Annotated in this window: 13 protein-coding genes; 2 read left to right on the top strand and 11 right to left on the bottom strand. The window is 72.2% G+C overall.

Translation table 11 applies throughout. The annotated features are described in order from the left end of the window. Positions 1–30 precede the first annotated feature (30 nt). The 4 genes from ilvN to ACZ5SK_RS24265 all read right to left on the bottom strand — a co-directional run bounded on the left by ilvN (position 31) and on the right by ACZ5SK_RS24265 (position 7,108). Entirely contained in the window at positions 31–555 is a 525-nt protein-coding gene (gene ilvN / locus ACZ5SK_RS24280) for an acetolactate synthase small subunit (RefSeq protein WP_079659303.1), read from the bottom strand. Between the two features lie 22 nt (positions 556–577). Then, positions 578–2,425 (bottom strand): acetolactate synthase large subunit, encoded by a 1,848-nt coding sequence (locus tag ACZ5SK_RS24275; RefSeq protein ID WP_334577021.1) that lies wholly within the window; start codon positions 2,423–2,425, stop codon positions 578–580. 258 nt (positions 2,426–2,683) lie between these two features. Further along, positions 2,684–5,743 (bottom strand): putative bifunctional diguanylate cyclase/phosphodiesterase, encoded by a 3,060-nt coding sequence (locus ACZ5SK_RS24270; protein ID WP_468417715.1) that lies wholly within the window; start codon positions 5,741–5,743, stop codon positions 2,684–2,686. Positions 5,744–6,154: 411 nt separating this feature from the next. Next, positions 6,155–7,108, bottom strand: coding sequence for a 2-hydroxyacid dehydrogenase (locus tag ACZ5SK_RS24265; RefSeq protein ID WP_334577025.1), 954 nt, complete (start codon positions 7,106–7,108; stop codon positions 6,155–6,157). A gap of 77 nt (positions 7,109–7,185) precedes the next feature. On the opposite strand from ACZ5SK_RS24265, the gene ACZ5SK_RS24260 reads away from it, so the two are divergent. Together ACZ5SK_RS24260 and ACZ5SK_RS24255 are read left to right on the top strand one after the other, a co-directional pair. After that, positions 7,186–8,184 carry an aldo/keto reductase gene (locus tag ACZ5SK_RS24260; protein ID WP_334577026.1) on the top strand — a complete coding sequence of 333 codons (999 nt, stop codon included), beginning with the start codon at positions 7,186–7,188 and terminating at the stop codon, positions 8,182–8,184. Positions 8,185–8,286: 102 nt separating this feature from the next. Beyond that, positions 8,287–9,447 carry a PQQ-dependent sugar dehydrogenase gene (locus ACZ5SK_RS24255; protein ID WP_334577027.1) on the top strand — a complete coding sequence of 387 codons (1,161 nt, stop codon included), beginning with the start codon at positions 8,287–8,289 and terminating at the stop codon, positions 9,445–9,447. A gap of 6 nt (positions 9,448–9,453) precedes the next feature. Here the strand turns inward: ACZ5SK_RS24255 and ACZ5SK_RS24250 are convergent, their stop codons facing one another. The 7 genes from ACZ5SK_RS24250 to ACZ5SK_RS24220 form a co-directional block, all read right to left on the bottom strand. Next, complete coding sequence (locus ACZ5SK_RS24250; RefSeq protein ID WP_468576594.1) at positions 9,454–9,777, bottom strand: DUF6191 domain-containing protein; 324 nt, start codon at positions 9,775–9,777, stop codon at positions 9,454–9,456. A gap of 40 nt (positions 9,778–9,817) precedes the next feature. Continuing rightward, positions 9,818–12,892 carry a helix-turn-helix transcriptional regulator gene (locus ACZ5SK_RS24245; RefSeq protein ID WP_334577029.1) on the bottom strand — a complete coding sequence of 1,025 codons (3,075 nt, stop codon included), beginning with the start codon at positions 12,890–12,892 and terminating at the stop codon, positions 9,818–9,820. A gap of 641 nt (positions 12,893–13,533) precedes the next feature. After that, a complete protein-coding gene (locus ACZ5SK_RS24240; RefSeq protein ID WP_334577030.1) occupies positions 13,534–13,743 on the bottom strand; it encodes a hypothetical protein in 210 nt (69 codons plus the stop codon). Positions 13,744–13,941: 198 nt separating this feature from the next. Then, on the bottom strand, positions 13,942–14,532 hold the full coding sequence (locus tag ACZ5SK_RS24235) for a hypothetical protein (RefSeq protein WP_361705175.1): 591 nt from the start codon (positions 14,530–14,532) through the stop codon (positions 13,942–13,944). A gap of 35 nt (positions 14,533–14,567) precedes the next feature. Beyond that, a complete protein-coding gene (locus ACZ5SK_RS24230) occupies positions 14,568–15,143 on the bottom strand; it encodes a GNAT family N-acetyltransferase (protein ID WP_361705178.1) in 576 nt (191 codons plus the stop codon). Next, positions 15,121–17,349, bottom strand: a complete 2,229-nt coding sequence (locus ACZ5SK_RS24225) for an MMPL family transporter (RefSeq protein ID WP_468417718.1) — start codon at positions 17,347–17,349, stop codon at positions 15,121–15,123. The genes ACZ5SK_RS24230 and ACZ5SK_RS24225 overlap by 23 nt, the downstream gene beginning before the upstream one ends. Before the next feature lie 246 nt (positions 17,350–17,595). After that, positions 17,596–17,907, bottom strand: coding sequence for a hypothetical protein (locus ACZ5SK_RS24220; RefSeq protein WP_334577034.1), 312 nt, complete (start codon positions 17,905–17,907; stop codon positions 17,596–17,598). Between the last annotated feature and the right edge of the window lie 58 nt (positions 17,908–17,965).

Raw genomic sequence — 17,965 nt, 5'->3', positions numbered from 1 at the left:
CGGGGTCGTCCCGACCGCCCGGAACCATCCTTACGCCGACCGGTCGAGAGCGCGCAGCGAGCGGTCCGTGATCGAACGGGCGCCGCGGCCGATCGCGATCGAGCCGGACTGGACCAGCTCCTTGATTCCGTACGGTTCCAGCATCTTGAGCATGGCCGTGAGCTTGTCGCTGCCGCCGGTGGCCTCGATGGTGACGGCCTCCGGGGAGACGTCGACGGTCTTGGCGCGGAACAGCTGGACGATCTCGACGATCTGCGAGCGCGTCTCGTTGTCGGCGCGCACCTTCACCAGAACGAGTTCGCGGTGAACGGCCTGTCCCGGCTCCAGTTCGACGATCTTCAGCACCTCGACGAGCTTGTTGAGCTGCTTGGTGACCTGCTCCAGCGGCAGGGCGTCGACGCTCACCACGATCGTGATGCGGGAGATGTCGGCGTGCTCGGTGACGCCGACGGCGAGCGAATCGATGTTGAAGCCTCGGCGGGAGAACAGGGCGGCGATCCGGGCCAGGATGCCCGGCTTGTTCTCCACCAGGACGGAGAGCGTGTGCTTGGACATGTCTTCTTTACGTCTCTCTCGCTCAGTCGTCTTCGTTGTCGCCGAAGTCGGGGCGGACGTCCCGGGCGGCCATGATCTCGTCGTTGGAGGTGCCGGCGGCGACCATCGGCCACACCATGGCGTCCTCGTGGACGATGAAGTCGACGACGACCGGGCGGTCGTTGATCGAGTTCGCCTCCTCGATGACCTTGTCGAGGTCGTCGGGGGACTCGCAGCGGATGGCGTGGCAGCCCATGGCCTCCGACAGCTTCACGAAGTCGGGGACGCGGGTGCCCCGGGCCTCGGGGTTGACGTCGTTCGGGCCGGAGTGCAGCACGGTGTTGGAGTAGCGCTGGTTGTAGAACAGCGTCTGCCACTGGCGGACCATCCCGAGGGCGCCGTTGTTGATGATGGCGACCTTGATCGGGATGTTGTTCAGGGCGCAGGTGGTGAGCTCCTGATTGGTCATCTGGAAGCAGCCGTCGCCGTCGATCGCCCAGACCGGCTGGTCCGGCGCACCGGCCTTGGCGCCCATCGCGGCCGGGACCGCGTAGCCCATCGTGCCCGCGCCGCCGGAGTTCAGCCAGGTGGCGGGCTTCTCGTACTGGATGAAGTGCGCGGCCCACATCTGGTGCTGGCCGACGCCCGCGGCGAAGATCGTGTTCTCGGGCGCGAGCTGCCCGATGCGCTCGATGACCTGCTGCGGGGAGAGCGAGCCGTCGGACGGCTGGTCGTAGCCGAGGGGGTAGGTCTCGCGCCAGCGGCTGAGGTCCTTCCACCAGGCGGTGTAGTCGCCCTGCTGGCCCTCGCTGTGCTCCTTCTGGACGGCCTGGACCAGGTCGGCGATGACCTCGCGCGCGTCCCCGACGATCGGGACGTCGGCGGCGCGGTTCTTGCCGATCTCCGCCGGGTCGATGTCCGCGTGGACGATCTTGGCGTACGGCGCGAAGCTGTCGAGCTTGCCGGTGACGCGGTCGTCGAAGCGGGCGCCGAGGGCGACGATCAGGTCGGCCTTCTGCAGACCGGTGACGGCGGCGACGGAGCCGTGCATGCCGGGCATGCCCAGGTGCTGCGGGTGGCTGTCGGGGAACGCGCCCAGCGCCATCAGGGTGGTGGTGACGGGCGCGCCGGTCAGCTCGGCGAGGACCTTCAGCTCGGCGGTCGCGCCGGCCTTGAGGACGCCGCCGCCGACGTAGAGGATCGGCCGCTTGGCGGCGGTGATCAGCTTGGCGGCCTCGCGGATCTGCTTGGCGTGCGGCTTGGTCACCGGGCGGTAGCCGGGCAGGTCCATGGTGGGCGGCCAGGAGAACGTGGTCTTCGCCTGGAGGAGGTCCTTGGGGATGTCGACCAGGACCGGGCCGGGGCGGCCGGTGGAGGCGATGTGGAAGGCCTGCGCGATGACCCGCGGGATGTCCTCGGCCTTGGTGACCAGGAAACTGTGCTTGGTGATCGGCATGGTGATGCCGACGATGTCCGCCTCCTGGAAGGCGTCCGTACCGATCGCCTTGGACACGACCTGCCCGGTGATCGCGACCAGCGGCACCGAGTCCATGTGCGCGTCCGCGATGGGAGTGACCAGGTTGGTGGCGCCCGGCCCGGACGTCGCCATGCACACCCCGACCTTGCCGGTGGCCTGGGCGTAGCCGGTGGCCGCGTGACCGGCGCCCTGCTCGTGACGGACCAGCACGTGACGCACCCGCTTGGAGTCCATCATCGGGTCGTACGCCGGCAGGATGGTGCCCCCGGGAATGCCGAATACCGTGTCGGCGCCGACCTCCTCGAGAGAACGGATGAGGGACTGCGCACCCGTCACGTGCTCGACGGACGCGGAGTGCTGTCCTCCGGATCGGGGCCGCGGCTGCGGATGGGCCCCGGTGGCCTGCTCGGTCATCGGCATTCTCTTCTCGATGCTGAGGGTTTTACTGAGGGTCTTACTGGGGTTCGCCGCGGGTCGTGCGGCGAGGGTGCTGCGGGTTTTGTGCAACAAAAAACCCCTCGTGCCAAAAGGCAAGCGAGGGGAGCGCGCCGGGTGTGGGTCGCTGTGAGTTCCGGGACCGCCCGGACGTCACCAGCTTCAGCCGACGCGCTTTCCAAGTACGAGAATTCGGGTGCGCATGGCATTGACCCTCCCCCTGGCGCGCACCGACTGTCAAGTGGGTGGGACGGGAGTCTCATTATGTGAGCGAAGGGCACTTCCGCTCCCCAGGACGGCGGTGACACCACTGGTGTACACCCCCGCGCCGCCGCCCGCGAACGCGGGCTCGGCCGGGCCGTGCGGCACGGGGTAGCGGCCGGTCGCCAGGGCCCGGCGCAGCCGGTACTCGTCGAGCGGAGCGGAGAACGCCATGCCCTGTCCGTGCGTGCAGCCCATCGCGCGCAGCGCCACGACCTGCTCGGGCAGATCCACGCCCTCCGCGACCGACTGCAACCCGAGGTCGCCGGCGATCCGTAGCAGCCCGCTGGTGATCTTGTGCAGCCGCGCGGACTCGACGACCCCCTCGACCAGCGCGCGGTCGAGTTTGAGTACGTCGACGGGGAGCCGGCGCAGTGCCGTGAGGGTCGCGTAGCCGCTGCCGAAGCCGTCGAGGGCGATCCGGACGCCGAGGCGCTTCAAGGCCCCGAGACGGCGCTCCAGCTCGTCCAGCGGCACTCTGAAGTCGGTGTCCGACAGTTCTACCACCAGCGCTCCGGACGGCAGCCCGTGCCGTGTCAGCAGCGCCTCGACGGAGCCCAGCGGCATCGACCGGTCCAGCAGCCGGCGGGCGCTCACCCGGACGACGACCGGCACGTTCAGCCCGCTCGCGGCGCGGTCGGCCGCCTGTTCGACGGCCTCTTGCAGCATCCAGCGGCCCAGCTCGGCGGTCTTGTCGTTGTCCTCCGCGACCCGCAGGAACTCGGCGGGTGTGAAGAGCACCCCCTGGGAGGAGCGCCAACGGGCCTGCGCGGCGACCGACGAGATCCGGCCGTCCTCCAGGCGCACCAGCGGCTGGTGCAGCAGCGCGAACTCGCCGTCGTGCAGCGCGGCACGCAGCCGCGTGGCCAGCTCCGCCTTGCGTACGACGTCCTGCTGCATCTGTGGCTTGTACAGCTCGACCCGGTCCTTGCCGGCCGCCTTGGCGCGGTACATGGCGAGGTCGGCGTTGCGCAGCAGCTCACCGGCGCCGAGACCGGGCTCGGCGAAGGCGACGCCGATGGAGGCGGCGACGCGCACTTCGTTGCCGTCGATGAGGTACGGCTGGGAGAGCGTGAGCCGGAGGCGGTCGGCGAGTTCCAGTATGTGGCGTTCCCGGGCGGCACGGTCGCGGGTGCCGTCGCCGACGATCAGGGCCGCGAACTCGTCGCCGCCCAGCCGGGAGGCGGTGTCGCCGTGCCGGACCGCGTCCTGGAGCCGGCGGGCGGCCTGGACCAGCAGTTCGTCGCCGGCGGCGTGGCCGATCGTGTCGTTGACGGCCTTGAAGCCGTCAAGGTCGATGAAGAGGACCGCCGTGTTGCGCAGGGCGGGACCCCGGTCGGAGCTGCGGCGGCCGGACAGGGCCTGCTGGACGCGCCGGGTGAACAGCGCGCGGTTGGGCAGGTCGGTGAGCGGGTCGTGCTCGGCGTTGTGCTGGAGCTGCGCCTGGAGCCGCACGCGCTCCGTCACGTCCCGGCTGTTGAAGATCAGGCCGCCGTGGTGGCGGTTGACGGTCGACTCGACGTTGAGCCAGCCGTCGTCGCCGGAGCGGAACCGGCACTCGATGCGTGTGGTGGGTTCCTCCTGGGGGCTGGCGGCGAGGAAGCGGCGCACCTCGTGCACCACGCAGCCCAGGTCCTCCGGGTGGATGAGATGGGCCAGCTCGGTGCCCACCAGTTCCTCGGCGGACCGTCCGTAGACCCCGGCGGCGGCCGGGGAGACGTACCGCAGGATGCCGCTGGGGGCGGCGATCATGATGACGTCGCTCGACCCCTGCACCAGGGAGCGGAAGTGGTTCTCCTTCTGCGCCAGTTCCTGGGTGAGGGAGATGTTGTCGAGCAGCATGATCCCCTGCCGCACGACGAGGGCGAGCACGACCGCGCCGCCGGTGAGCAGCACCACGCGGTCGACGCTGTGGCCGTTGAGCACGTTGTAGAGGATCCCCAGGGTGCAGACGGCGGCCGCGAGATACGGCGTGAGCGCGGCCAGGGAGCCGGTGATGGGCCGGGTGACCGGATACCGGCCGGCCTCGCCTCCCGGGGAAGGCGTCCGGTCCGCTGTCTGCGGGGCGGCCGCCGGTGCGGACGGGTGCTGGGCCGTGCGCGACGGCCCGTGCGGGTGGCCTCCGCCGCGCTGCTGGCCGGGTACGTGCTCGTGCACCACACGCGTGTGCCCCTCGTCCGCCGCACCCCGGCGGGACGCGGCCCAGGGCGCGTACGCCAGGAGCAGCGAGCCCGCGAACCAGCCTGCGTCGAGGAGCTGGCCCGAGCGGTAGTTGTTGTGCAGCAGCGGCGAGGTGAACAGGGCGTCGCACATCACGGTCAGCGCGAGTGCGCCGACGGCCGTGTTCACCGCCGTGCGATTCACGGGTGACCGCCTGAAGTGGAGGACGAGCACCATGCTCACCAGGGCGATGTCGAGCAGCGGGTACGCCAGCGACAGCGCCGCGTGGGCCACGCTCGGTCCGTCGAACTTCGCAGCCTGGGCGAGCGCGAGGCTCCAGGAGAGGGTGAGCAGCGAGCCGGCGATCAGCCAGGCGTCCAGCGCCAGGCAGACCCAGCCCGCCTTCGTCATGGGCCGGGCGGCGAGCACCAGCAGGCCCACGATGGCCGGGGGCGCGAAGCACAGGAAGAACAGGTCGGCGCAGCTGGGGCTGGGCACGGGCCGCCCCAGGACCACCTCGTACCACCCCCAGACGAAATTGCCGAGGGCCGCCATCGCCGAGGAGAGCGAGAACAGCAGCCAGGCGGATCGAAAGCGGACACGCCGGGTGCGCGCGTAGAGCAGGCACGACACGGCGGCGGCGCCCGCCGCGGCGGTCAGTCCGAAGTCGCCCATGATCAGCGCGAGTTCGTCGGAGCCCCAGCCGAGCGCGGAACCGACGGCGTATCCCGCGCACATGACGGCCAGCAGGAGTTGGTGGACCAGGTTCGAGCGGGGGCCGCCGGTGGGCGGCTGCGCGGTGCGCGGCGTCCCCGTGGGAGCCTGCGTCCGCGGGGCTCCGTCGAGGAGGGGCGTGGAGGTCGGCGGCGAGTTCACCGGGTCCTCCCGGTCTGCGTCACTCCCGGATCCCTAGGGTCCCGGGGAGCCGGCTGCGCATGCATCCGGTGGCTGGCGCAGCTGCGGTGGTGATGGCCGTGATGGCTGCCGTGACCGTGTCCGCGCGCGGCCGAGCGCCAGGGTCGCCGTCGGCGGCTCCGCCGCGTCGGATCGTTCGTCCATAGGCCGTGCATCGCCCGTCGCCCCCCTCACAAGTCTGAAATGTCCATCCCTGACGCCGAACGTGCGCGGCGCCGCCCCTGTCGGGACGATACACCAGTCTCGTCACTCAGGGACATAGTTCCTCTACGCTGCGTGACGATCATCGGCATATGCGCCCGGATGGGGTACGGACCGCGTCCGCAGGACTGCGGAGGGTGCCCGAACCGGACTACAGGTCTGCCGTGGCCGTCATGATCCGTTCGCCGTGCCCGTCGTAAGGATCACGTTGCGCAGTGGCCGCCGGTTCACGAAGCGGCCCAGCTGGTCCACCAGGAGTCGCTCGGCGCGGGGCCGGAAGGCGGAGGTGGGGCCGCCGACATGCGGGCTGACGAGGACACCCGGCGCACTCCACAACGGATGCCCCGGGGGCAGGGGTTCGGGGTCGGTGACGTCCAGGGCGGCGGTGAGGCGACCGCGCTCCAGTTCGGCGAGCAGCGCCTTGGTGTCGACGACCGGTCCGCGGGCCACGTTGACCAGCAGGGCGCTGTCCTTCATATGGGCCAGGAACTCGGCGTCCACCAGGCCGAGCGTGGTCTCGTTCAGCGGCGTGCACACGATCACGACGTCCGCCTCGGGCAGCAGGGCGGGCAGTTCGGCGATCGGATGCACAGGGCCGCGCGCCGTCGTGCGCCAGGAGCGCGCGACGCGCGCCACCCGCGCCACCTCGAAGGGCGCGAGCCGGTCCTCGATGGCGGAGCCGATGGAGCCGTACCCGACGATGAGCACGTTCTTGTCGGCGAGCGCGGGCCGGAACCCGCCGAGCCATTCGCCCCGGTCCTGGGCCCGCACGAAGTCGGGCACCCCGCGCAGCGACGCGAGGACCAGGGTGAGCGTGAGCTCGGCGGTGCTCGCCTCGTGCACCCCGCGCGCGTTGCACAGCCGTACCCCGGGGCGCAGGGACGGGAGGGCCGGTTCGACGTGGTCGATGCCGGCGGACAGCGTCTGGAGGACTTCCAGGGCGCTCATCGCCGGCAGGGGCCGCTGCCCGACGGCGGGGGGCTTCATGTAGGGAACGACGTAGAAGGCGCAGTCGGCCGGGTCCGCCGGAAAGTCCTCCTCTCCGTTCCAGAAGCGGTAGTTCGGCCCCTCGGGGAGACCCTCGATCTCCTCCGGAGGGATGGGAAGCCATACGTCAGTGCTCATGGGCGGGAGGCTATGTCAGGCACGCGCGTGTGCAGAGGTTAGGTTGGGGGTTCTGGGAGAGGGAGGGTTTCGGGCAGGTGGAGCGCAGGACGATCGGCGCGGGGGCGCTCGAGGTGGGGGCCGTCGGTCTCGGGTGCATGCCGATGAGCTGGGCGTACAGCGGGTCGCGGCAGCGGGGGGACGAGTCGCTGAGGGCGGTGCACCGGGCGTTGGACGCGGGTTCGTCCCTGTTGGACACCGCCGACATGTACGGGCCGTTCACCAATGAGCTGTTGCTGGGGCGGGTGCTGAAGGAGCGGCGCGGGGACGCGTTCGTGTCGACGAAGGTCGGGCTGCTGGTCGGCGAGCAGCACATCGTGGCCAACGGCCGCCCCGGGTATGTGAAACGGGCCTGCGACGCTTCCCTGCGGCGTCTGCAGACGGATGTCATCGACCTCTACCAGTTGCACCGCGCGGACCCCGAGGTCCCGGTCGAGGAGACGTGGGGTGCGATGGCCGAGCTCGTCCGGGCGGGCAAGGTGCGGGCGTTGGGGCTGTGCGCGGTGGGGGCGCGGGGTGGTCGCCGGGCCGGGGGGCGGCTGCACGACGGAACGATTCGGCAGCTGCGGCGGGTCCAGCAGGTCTTCCCGGTGAGCACGGTGGAGGCGGAGCTGTCGGTGTGGTCCCCGGAGGCGCTGGAGACGCTGCTGCCGTGGTGCGAGGCGCGCGGGGTCGGCTTCCTGGCGGCGATGCCGCTCGGCAACGGCTTCCTCACCGGCACGCTGACTCCGGGCGAGGGCTTCGAGCCGGACGACATGCGGGCCCGGCATCCCCGGTTCACCGCGGAGATGATGGCCGCGAACCAGCCGATCGTCGCCGGTCTGCGCCGGGTCGCCGCCCGGCACGGCACGTCCGTGACGGCGGCGCAGGTGGCGCTGGCCTGGGTGCTGGCGCAGGGCCGGCACGTGGTCCCCGTCCCGGGCGCCAAGCAGGAGCGCTGGGTGACGGAGAACGCGGCGGCGGGCGCTCTGCGCCTGACGCCGCAGGATCTGACGGAGGTGGCGGAGCTGCCGGGGGCGCGGGGATCGTGGGAGTGAGTGCCGCTTTCGGGTCCGGTCGGGCCGGATCGGGAACCCGGGGGGCGCGAGCGGCGTAGGACAAGTAGAGCCTGCCGGGGGTACCGCCGTGTCGAAGGGACCATGATCGTGCAACGTCGAGCTGTGTCGGCCGTGTTGGCCGCGAGTGCTCTGCTGGTGACGGCCGGCTGTTCCTCCGGCTCCGGAGGGCCGCCGAGCGCCTCGCCGAGCGCGTCCCCGGGGCGCACCGCCGCGCAGACCTCCGCGCCCGCCGAGGAGACCCCGCCCGCGAAGGGCACGGTCAAGGTGGTGCGCACGGTCGCCGAGGGCCTGAACACCCCCTGGGGTCTCGCCCCGCTCCCCGAGGGCGGCCTCCTGGTGGCCTCGCGCGACGAGGGGAAGATCACGCGGGTGGACGAGAAGACGGGCCGGAAGACCGAGCTGGGCGAGGTGCCGGGCGTCTCCGCCGCGGGCGAGGGCGGCCTGCTGGGCCTCGCCCTCTCCCCCGACTACGCGTCCGACCACATGGTCTACGCGTACTTCACCTCGGCCTCGGACAACCGGATCGTCCGCATGCTCTACGACACGAAGCGGCCGGCCGGGGACCAGCTGGGGGCGCCCGACACGATCTTCAAGGGCATCCCCAAAGGCATGATCCACAACGGTGGCCGGATCGCGTTCGGCCCGGACGGCATGCTGTACGCGGGCACGGGCGAGAGCGGCGACCGGGGCCTGGCCCAGGACAAGAAGTCGCTGGGCGGCAAGATCCTTCGGCTGACGCCGGAGGGCGAACCGGCCCCGGGCAACCCGTTCCCGGACTCGCCGGTGTACTCGTACGGCCACCGCAATGTGCAGGGGCTGGCCTGGGACTCCAAACAGCGGCTGTTCGCCTCGGAGTTCGGCCAGGACACCTGGGACGAGCTGAACGCGATCGAGCCGGGCGCCGACTACGGCTGGCCGGCGGCAGAGGGCAAGTCCAAGGACCCGAAGTACCGGAACCCGATAGCCCAGTGGCACACCGACGACGCCTCTCCCAGCGGCATCGCCCATGCCGAGGGCTCGATCTGGATGGCGGGGCTGAAGGGGCAGCGCCTGTGGCGCATCCCGCTGAAGGGCACGGCAGCCTCGGCGGACCCGCAGGCCTTCCTCAAGGGCGAGTACGGCCGACTGCGCACGGTGGTATCGGCGGGCGGCGACAAACTGTGGGTCACGACCAGCAACACGGACGGCCGGGGCGACCCCAAGACGGGGGACGACCGGATCCTGGAACTGGAGGTGAGCTGAGCCCCGTCACCGTTCCTCCGCCCTCACCTCGGCCTCCGCCCCGTCCCCCACCTCGTCCTCCGACCGGCCTCCCACCTCGTCCTCCGACCGGCCCCCCACCTCGTCCTCCCCTCGGTCCCCCACCTCCGTCTCAGCCTCCGTCTCGGCCTCCGTCTCGGCCCCCACCTCCGTCTCGGGCGGCCGTACGACGACCTTCCCGGACGCGAGGTCTATCGGCCCCCGCCCGGGATCACCGTCCCCGACGTCCTCCCGGGTCAGCTCCAGCCGGTTCTGCTCGTCCCGGGTGTGCTTACGGCCCGGCGCAAAGAGATCCTCGAAGGCGTTGAACATCGTTCTCCCTTTCCGGGGGCCGGCATGTCACCGCTCTCCATCATCGCGCGGCCACCCGCTCCCCCGCCCCCGGCGGAAACAAGCCCAGCCGATGTGCCAGCGCCGCTGCCTCTCCGCGGCCCGAGACGGCGAGTTTGGACAGGATGTTCGACACGTGGACGCTGGCCGTCTTCGGGGAGATGAAGAGTTCCTCGGCGATCTGGCGGTTGGTGCGGCCGGCGGAGACCAGGCGCAGCACGTCGCGTTCCCTGCTGGTGAGGCCGAGGGACTCGATGGGATCGGCGGCCGGCGGCCGCGGGGCAGGGCCGGACGAAAGGGCCAGCCGGGCGCGTTGGGCGAGGAGAGTGACGGCCTCGGTGAGGGGCGCGGCACCGAGGTGGGCGGCGACCGCGTGGGCGAGGCGGAGGAGTTCGGCGGCTCGAGCGCGTTCGTCGTCGCCGCCGGCGAAGAGCAGAGCCTCGGCCAGACGATGGCGGGTGCGGGCGAGGTCGTAGGGGCGTTCCAGCCGTTCGAAGGCGGCGACCACCTCGGACCAGTCGTCCGGGTCCGTGCGGCCCTCGGCCCGCAGGAGCTCCGCGCGGACCCAGCATGCGTGGGCCTGCCAGACGGGGGCGAGCGTGGCGAGCGTCTTGGCGGCCGTGCGGATGCGGTCGAGGAACTCGGCGCGGCCGGGATCGGCGGCGGGCAGGGCGCGGGCGTCGCCCTCCGCGGAGGCGGCGGCGAGCAGCAGAGGCCAGGCGTCGCGCTGGGCGCCGGGCGGGAAGCCGCGGTCGAGGACGGGTGCGAGGTGGGCGCGGGCCTCCAGCGGGCGGCCCTGGGCCGCGGCGAGTCGGATGGCGAGGCGGGTGAGGGGAAGGTGGTGCTGGGGGGCGTGCTCGTGGGAGCCGAAGAAGCCTTGCGCCGCGGCCAGTTGACGGCCTGCCTCGGCGAGGTCGCCGCGGGCGAGGGCCAGTTCGGCGCGCAGCGTGGCGTGGACGCCTCGGACCGCCACGCCCTGGCCCACCCGGCCGGCGGCGGCACAGGCGCGGTCGGCCTCGTCCCAGCGGCCCAGGGAGAGGAGGGACTCGGCGAGGTTGCCCCACACCCAGGCCTCGGTGTCGGGCTGTCCGTGCCGTTGGGCGAAGTCGAGGCCCTTCTCCAGGATCGGGACGGCCTCCCGGGAGCGGCCGACCGCCTCCAGTTCGGAGGGGAGGTTGACATAGGCGTTCAGGGCGACGGAGGGGGCGTCCTCGGCGAGGGCCCGCTCTCTGACCTCCTCCAGCTCCGCGAGGCCGGACTCGATGTGCCCGGCGTGGACCATGAGAACGCCGAGGACCTGGCGGGCGTTGAGCTCGATCTCCCGGGAGCCGATCATGCGGGCGTACTCCACGGCCCGTTCGGCGGCCTGGTAGGCGTCGGGGCCGGGGGCGTGGACCATGGACCAGTTGGCGATGTGGGTGAGCACCTCGGCGTGCACCTCGCTGGGCGGCAGGCCGCGCACCAGGTCCTGCGCCGTGGACAGTTCCTCGCGGCCGCTGCCCCGGCCCAGGGAGTGCACCAGCCGGGAGCGCTGCACCCAGAACCAGGCGGCGCGCAGGGGATCGTCCTCGTCCTGAAGGAGGCGCAGCGCCCGCTTGGTGATCTTCAGGGCGCGTTCGCGTTCCCCGCAGTAGCGGCCGGCGACGGCGGCCTCGGCCATGAGGTCGAGGTAGCGCAGCGGGGTGGTGGCAGGGGCGCAGCCGCTGGGGGTCCCCCCACGCCTTTCGGGCAGTGGGGGAGGGTAGGCCTCGGTGTAGTCGACGGGGCGCAGGGCGGCCCGTACGTCCTGCGGCACCGCCTCCCAGAGTTCCATCGCCCGTTCCAGGAGCCGTAGTTGTTCGCTGTAGGCACGCCGGGAGCGGGCCTCGACGGAGGCGTCGAGGACGGCGGGGAGGGCCTTGGCGGGGTCGTGGGCGTGGTACCAGTAGCTGGCCAGCCGCATGACGCGTTCGTCTGCGGGCACGAGCGTCGGGTCGGCTTCGAGGGCCTCGGCGTAGCGGCGGTTGAGGCGGGCGCGTTCGCCGGGCAGCAGGTCGTCGCCGACGGCCTCGCGGACCAGGGAGTGCCGGAAGCGGTAGCCGTCGCCGTCGGGGGTGGCGAGCAGGATGTTGGCGCCCACGGCGGCGCGCAGCGCGTCGAGCAGGTCGTCCTCGGCGAGCCGGGCGACGGCATGGAGCAGCCGGTACTCGACGGTGGAGCCGCCCTCGGCGACGACCCGCGCGACGCTCTGCGCGCTCTCGGGGAGGGCCTCGACGCGGACGAGCAGCAGGTCGCGCAGGGAGTCGGTGAGGCCGGTGCAGCAGCCCTCGTGGGCGGCGACGGCCAGTTCCTCGACGAAGAAGGCGTTGCCGTCGGAGCGTTCGAAGATGTCGTCGACCTGGCCGGCGTCGGGTTCGTACGCCAGGATGCCGGCGATCTGGCGGCAGACCTCGTCGCGGGTGAAACGGGCCAGTTCGAGGCGTTGGACGGTGCGCAGCCGGTCGAGTTCGGCGAGCAGGGGGCGCAGCGGGTGGCGGCGGTGGATGTCGTCGGCGCGGTAGGTGGCGAGGACGACGAGTCGGCCGGTGCGCAGGGTGCGCAGCAGGTAGGACAGCAGGTGGCGGGTGGAGGCGTCGGCCCAGTGCAGGTCCTCCAGGGCGAGGACGAGGGTGCGGTCGGCGGCGACGCGTTCCAGGAGGCGGGCGGTGAGTTCGAAGAGGCGGGCCATGCCCTCCTCGTCGTGGCGTGCGGCGGCCGCCACGCCCAGTTCGGGCAGCAGCCGGGCGAGTTCCTCCTCCTGGCCGGCCGCGGCGGCGGCGAGTTCGTCGGGCAGGGCGCGGCGCAGGGCGCGCAGGGCGGTGGAGAACGGGGCGAAGGGCAGCCCGTCGGCGCCGATCTCGACGCAGCCGCCGAGTACGACGACGGCGCCCCGGCCGCGGGCGGCCGTGGCGAACTCCTCGACGAGCCTGGTCTTGCCGACTCCGGCCTCGCCGCCGATGAGCAGCGCCTGCGGCTCTCCCGCTGCGGCGCGGGAGAGCGCGGCGTTCAGGGTGTCCAACTCGTCGGCGCGACCGACGAAGACGGGACTGACGGACCTGGTCTCCACGGGGCCGAGCATCGCACGCGGGCGCGACGGCGGCCCAGCGGATATCACCGACGCCCCGGCAGCTCCCGCCGCAGCGTCGGCGACCACCGCCGGACCCTCGGCGCACAGCCCCGCAACCCCGGCAGCCTGCGCCGCAGCCCCGGCAGACAACACCGCAGCCCCGCCGGCCCGCACCGCAGACCTAGCAGACGACACCCCAGAACCACCGGCCAACACCGGAGCCCCGACAGACTGCACCGCAGCCCCACCGGACCGCACCGCAGCCCCGACAGGCGGCACCGGAGACCCGGCAGACGACACCGGCATCCCGGTGGGGCTTGGTGGAACACCGGGCGGGCTCGGCGCAACACCGGACGGACCCGGCGCAACACCAGGCAGGCTCAGCGGAACACCGGACGGACCCGGCGCAACACCCGGCAGGCTCAGCGGAACACCGGACGGACCCGGCGCAACACCCGGCGGACCCGGCGCAACGCCCGGCGGGCTCGGCGCAACACCCGGCGGACCCGGCGCAACGCCCGGCGGGCTCGGCGCAACACCCGGCGGACCCGGCGCAACGCCCGGCGGGCTCGGCGCAACGCCCGGCGGGCTTGGGGGTGTTTTGGTGGGTGGGCGGCCGACCCCCGTGCGGTCGCCCTCCCGCGTCTTGGCGGTCACGCCGGTCGGGCGAACCGGAGCCTGCGCAGGAGGTGGGTATGCGACTCGCTCTCGGCGCCGCCTTCCGACCGTTCGACGGCGGCGCGTTCGGCGGCTTCCCGGCGGGCGGCGCGACGGCCGCGGACGGCCTCGCGGGCCAGCCGCTCGTGTGCGGCCCGGCGGAGCAGTTCGGCGGAACGGACCTGGTGGAAGTCGTGCTCGTACATGGTGGAAGTCCCCTTGGAAGGTGGTTTCTCGGCTTCGCTCGTTGCGATGCCTCCACCTTCGTCTCCCAGAGGGGTGCGCCACATCGGGAGAGTTCCGCATCTTCGGCGGCGGGGGGTGCCTTAGACGCGCCTGAGGGGCCTCAGGCCGGACCTAAGGTGCTTACGGTCGGCCTAAGACCCCTCGTGACGTGCGGGGACTCAGCCTGCGGAGGGCAGGCCGAGCAGCGCGTCGGTGTACTTCAGGACGGCCAGGAGCAGTCCGATGACGCCGAGCGCGACGCCTGCCCAGGAGACCGACTTGATCCAGGTCGCCTGCGGACGGGCCTGGTTGCCGAAGGCCGGCCGGGCCAGTACGACGACGCCGACGACCAGCGCGGTCAGCGCGAACAGGCCGGCCCACAACGCGGTGGCCTGCCAGGCGTCGCCGTAGGTCGCCTCCAGCTGCTTGGCGAGGCTCGTGTTCGACGACGCGGAACTGTGCAGCTGGCCCACGAGGGTCTGGCGGGCGCCGGCGACGGTGCCGATCCAGCTGCCGGTGAGGGAGACGAAGCCGAGCGCGGCGGAGACGACGGCGCCCGCGCCCTGGCCGACGCCGACGGAGGCGTCCGCGACTGCCGCACCGTCCTCGGCGAGGAACTCGTCGGCGCCGTCGGCGTCCTCCTCGGCGCCCGGTGCCTCCTCGGTCACCTCGTCCGTGGCGTCGGTCTTGGTGACGTCCACCTTCTCCTCGTCGGTCTTCGTCTCGGTGCCGGTCTCGGCGCCGGCCTCGTCAGCAGTCTTGGTTCCCATACCTCGCACCGTACGGACGCTCTCTGAGAGGTCCCTTAATGATCGTTGTGAGCGCCGCGCGCGCGTGCGTCGCGCCACTCCTGGGCCAGCACGGACCACACTTCGAGGTCGTGCCGCACCCCACGATAGGGGTAGGCCTGCCGGCGCACGCCGTCGCGGGTCATCCCCAGCCGCCGGGCGACGTTCAGGCTGGGCGTGTTCCCGGCGGACGCGACCCACTCGATCCGCTCGATGCCACGCTGGTCCACGGCGAAGTCGATCAGTACCCGGATGCCGCGGGTGATCAGGCCGCGCCCGGTGGCGGCGGGCTCCAGCCAGCAGCCGACCTCGCAGTTCGCGGCCTCGGCGTCGAAGTTCAGGAAGAGCACCCCGCCGACGAGCGTGCCGTCCAGCCAGATGCCGTGCAGGGAGCCGGTGTCGGCGGCGCGCATGTCGGCGTACCGCTGGAGCACCTCGCGCGCGCCGGCCACGTCCTCGGCCTTCGAGCCGAAGGGGACGTACTGGTTGATGAACTCCCGGCCGCGTTCCAGGTGCGCCAGGAACTCCTCGGCGTGCCAGAGCTCCAGGGGGCGCAGTTCGGCTCCGTCGTCACCCAGCGATATCGCGTACATCCGGCCGCGGCTCCTTCTCCAGTGCCTCCACTACCTCCGCGAGCCTCTCATGGGCCGCGCGGCACTCGGGCGGTTCGATGCTGATCCGCGGCAGCCGCTTGTCGAGCCCGCGGGGCAGCCACCAGTTGGCGCCGCCGAGCAGGTGCATGAGGGCGGGCACGAGCAGCGTGCGCAGGACGAAGGCGTCGAGGGCGACAGCGGCGGCGAGCGCGATGCCGAACATGGCGATCACCCGGTCGCCGCTGAGGACGAAGGCAAGGAAGACCGAGATCATGATGACCGCGGCGGAGTTGATCACCCGGCTGGTCTCGGCGAGGCCCACGCGGACGGCGCGCCGGTTGTCGCCGGTCTCCAGCCACTCCTCGTACATCCGGCTGACCAGGAAGACCTGGTAGTCCATGGAGAGGCCGAAGAGGACCGAGACCATGATGACCGGGAGGAAGGGCTCGATCGGCCCCGCGCGGCCGAGACCCAGCAGCTCGCTCCCCCAGCCCCACTGGAACACGGCCACGACGATCCCGAACGCGGCGGCGACGGCGGCGACGTTCATCGCGGCGGCCTTCAGCGGGATGCCGACGGACCGGAACGCCAGCAGAAGCAGCAGACAGCCCAGGCCTATGACGACGCCCACGAACAGCGGCAGTTTGCCGACGATGACGTCGGCGAAGTCGTCGTAGCCCGCCGTCACACCCCCCACCTGCACGTCGAGAGAGGTGCCGGCCTCGGCCCGGGGCAACACCTCGGCACGCAGCCGGTCCACGAGCTCGCTGGTGTGCTGCGACTGCGGGGAGGACTCCGGTACGACCGTGAGGCAGGCGGTGTGTCCGCTTGAGTCGTAGGTCACCGGCGTCACCGACGCGACGCCCTCGGTGGTGCGCAGAGCGGCGTCGAGGTTGTCCAGGGCGAGCCGGTCCTCGGCGCCGTCGACGCGGGTCACCAGGGTCAGCGGGCCGTTGACGCCCGCACCGAAGCCGTCGGCGAGGAGGTCGTAGGCCTGGCGGGTGGTGGCCGACGTCGGGGCGTTCCCCTGGTCGGAGGTGCCCAGGCGCAGGGCGAAGGTGGGCAGGGCGAGGACGGCGATGACGACGAGGGCGAGCGCGCCGAGCAGTTCGGGGTGGCGCTCCACGAACGCCGACCAGCGGGCGGCGAGGCCGGTCGGCAGCTCCGGTTGCGGCCCGTGCTCGGCGAGGCGGCGGCGTTCGCGGCGGCTGAGGGCGCGCATGCCGATCCAGGACAGCAGGGCGGGCAGCAGCGTCACGGAGGCGGCGACGGTGAGCACGACGGTGAGGGAGGCGGCGATCGCCACGCCGTTGAGGAAGTTCAGCCGCAGGATCAGCATGCCGAGCAGGGCGATGCACACGGTGGCGCCCGCGAAGACGACGGCGCGCCCGGTCGTCGTCACGGCGTTGACGGCGGCCTCGGCGACCGTGAGCCCCCGCTTCAGCCCGCGCCGGTGCCGGGTCACGATGAACAGCGCGTAGTCGATGCCGACGCCGAGCCCGATGAGCATGGCGAGCATGGGCGCGAAGTCGGCGACGGTCATGGCGTGTCCGAGGAGCACGATCCCGGCGTACGCGGTGCCGACGCCGACCAGGGCGGTGGCGATGGGCAGCAGCGAGGCGGCGAGCGAGCCGAAGGCCAGGAAGAGCACGGCCGCGGCGACGACCACGCCGACGACCTCGGCGAGATGCCCGCCGGAGGACTCGGTCAGCGCGATCGCGCCGCCGCCCAGCTCGACCTGGAGCCCGTCGCCCGCGGCAGCCCTGGCGGTGTCGACGACGGCCTGCGCCTCGCCGCGGTCGATGTCCTCGGCGCGGTCCTCGAAGACGACGGTGGCGTACGCCGTGTGGCCGTCCTTGCTGATCTGTGCCCTGCCCTGGTCGTCGTAGGGGCCGGCGACGGAGGCCACGCCGGGCAGGTCGGCGATCTTCTCCAGCGTGCGGGTCATGCTCTGCTCGACGTCGGCGGCGCGGACGGTGCCCGAGTCGGTGTGCCAGACGACGGTGTCGCTGTCCCCGCCGAGATCCGGGAAGCCCTCCGTGAGCAGCTGGGTGGCGCGGCCGGACTCGGTGCCGGGGACCTCGTAGTCGTTGGAGTAGGCGGAGCCGGTGACGACGGCGGCGGCGGCCGTCCCGCCGAGGACGAGGAGCCAGAGCAGGAACGTGACGAGGCGGTTGCGTACACACCAACGTGCAAGGGCTGCCACCGACGCGCTCCCGGGGGTGAATTGTGGATCTTTGACCGGGAACAGTCGTGAACAGTCGTGCTTGACCTGAACAGCCCGCAAAGAACGTATGAGCAATGCCAGGACACTCTCGCAGGCACCGAAGATCGTTTGACGCGTTCGCGGGTCGTTTCACCGGAGTGGGAGGCAGATCACAGGACAATAACGGCCGTGTTGTCAGGGCACGTCGGGCACGTGTCACCGTCGGGCGGGCCGGTGCCGGGCGGGTCAGTCCGACTGGTCGCCGAACGCCATCACCATCACCCCGAGGATCAGCAGCCACAGCGCGCGCCGGGTACGGCCGCGGGAGCCGAGAAGGGCGGCGAGGGCGCAGACGGCGGCGCCGAGGGCGTAGGACGCCGGGACGAGGGCCGGGGCGGAGCCGGTGAGGCGCAGGAGGGACGCGGCGAGGCCGGCGAGGGTGAGCAGCGCTCCGGCGCCGGTCGCCGTCCAGCGGGCCCGGCGGGCGTCCTCGGTGCCGTACTCCTCGTCCGGGTCCTCTATGTCGCTGTGGGGTTCGGAGTCGGTTCGTGCACTCATGGCGGGCGAGCGTAGCGCGTCGGGCCGGGAACGCGAGCAGGGGTGCACCGGTTCACGG

It is taken from the genome of Streptomyces sp. NPDC031474 (genome assembly GCF_055581185.1).
The sequence above is the reverse complement of the archived record's forward strand: the minus strand, read 5'-3'. Positions and strand labels throughout refer to the sequence as shown.

What these genes read in the sequence shown, in the direction of transcription:
- ilvN (WP_079659303.1), bottom strand. Translation starts at nt 555, where the DNA reads ATGTCCAAGCACACGCTCTCCGTCCTGGTGGAGAACAAGCCGGGCATC.
- ACZ5SK_RS24275 (WP_334577021.1), bottom strand. Translation starts at nt 2,425, where the DNA reads ATGACCGAGCAGGCCACCGGGGCCCATCCGCAGCCGCGGCCCCGATCC.
- ACZ5SK_RS24265 (WP_334577025.1), bottom strand. Translation starts at nt 7,108, where the DNA reads ATGAGCACTGACGTATGGCTTCCCATCCCTCCGGAGGAGATCGAGGGT.
- ACZ5SK_RS24255 (WP_334577027.1), top strand. Translation starts at nt 8,287, where the DNA reads ATGATCGTGCAACGTCGAGCTGTGTCGGCCGTGTTGGCCGCGAGTGCT.
- ACZ5SK_RS24250 (WP_468576594.1), bottom strand. Translation starts at nt 9,777, where the DNA reads ATGTTCAACGCCTTCGAGGATCTCTTTGCGCCGGGCCGTAAGCACACC.
- ACZ5SK_RS24245 (WP_334577029.1), bottom strand. Translation starts at nt 12,892, where the DNA reads ATGCTCGGCCCCGTGGAGACCAGGTCCGTCAGTCCCGTCTTCGTCGGT.
- ACZ5SK_RS24240 (WP_334577030.1), bottom strand. Translation starts at nt 13,743, where the DNA reads ATGTACGAGCACGACTTCCACCAGGTCCGTTCCGCCGAACTGCTCCGC.
- ACZ5SK_RS24235 (WP_361705175.1), bottom strand. Translation starts at nt 14,532, where the DNA reads ATGGGAACCAAGACTGCTGACGAGGCCGGCGCCGAGACCGGCACCGAG.
- ACZ5SK_RS24230 (WP_361705178.1), bottom strand. Translation starts at nt 15,143, where the DNA reads ATGTACGCGATATCGCTGGGTGACGACGGAGCCGAACTGCGCCCCCTG.
- ACZ5SK_RS24220 (WP_334577034.1), bottom strand. Translation starts at nt 17,907, where the DNA reads ATGAGTGCACGAACCGACTCCGAACCCCACAGCGACATAGAGGACCCG.